Genomic DNA, 770 nt, shown 5'->3' with positions numbered 1-770 from the left:
GCTCGTTCCCACGCTCCAGCGCCTGCCTGTGCGTGCCGCACGCAGACAGGTGGGAACGCCGGCTTGTCCGCTCCCGCAGACACAGCTCCCCGGTGCTGATCGGCATTGGCGGTTGGCCTACCGAGGCGCTTGATCGACGCTGGAGCCTTTCTCGTTCCCACGCGCTGAGACTATGAAAGAATTCGCCTTTCCCGGAAGCGGTGGGATGAAGTTACCATATTCCACGCTGAATTCCATATCACGTGGGACTGAGGAGAAAGATTCCCGGCTGGATTATGGAAATTATGTTGCCCTATCCCTGATGCCCTGAAAATCCAGTGACACTTTCACAAAGCCGTCTGAAAGACGGCGGTCCCAGCCGGTTCACAAAGCCGTCTGAAAGACGGCGGTCCCAGCCGGCCCGGAACCGCCGAATCTTGTCGGTCCCTGGGACCGCCGACATCTTGTCGGTTCCTGGGACCGCCGACATCTTGTCGGCCCCTGGGACCGCCGACATTCTGTCGGTCCCTGGGATCGCCGACATTTTGTCGGTCCCTGGGACCGCCGACATTCTGTCGGTCCCTGGGATCGCCGACATTTTGTCGGTCCCTGAGATCGCCGACATCTTGTCGGCTCCCAGGACTACCGATATTTCGTTGGCCCTTCCGGCTATCGGGTAAAACCTGAATGCCGAGTTGCCGGTCCAAACGGTCAGCGCTCGTTCCCACGCTCCAGCGCCTGCCTGTGCGTGCCGCACGCAGACAGGTGGGAACGCCGGCTTGTCCGCTCCC

General features: G+C 61.2%; 1 protein-coding gene. It reads left to right on the top strand.

Annotated features, from left to right (window positions below; translation table 11 throughout):
• The first annotated feature begins 416 nt into the window (after positions 1-416).
• Positions 417-659: a hypothetical protein gene (locus BQ17_RS00265; RefSeq protein ID WP_089723760.1), complete on the top strand. Its 243-nt coding sequence runs from the start codon at positions 417-419 to the stop codon at positions 657-659.
• The last annotated feature ends 111 nt before the right edge of the window (positions 660-770 follow it).

Origin of the sequence: Candidatus Thiosymbion oneisti (assembly GCF_900092655.1) — a bacterium.
In the GTDB taxonomy this organism is placed as follows: Bacteria; Pseudomonadota; Gammaproteobacteria; order Chromatiales; family Chromatiaceae; genus Thiosymbion; species Thiosymbion oneisti.
The sequence above is the reverse complement of the archived record's forward strand: the minus strand, read 5'-3'. Positions and strand labels throughout refer to the sequence as shown.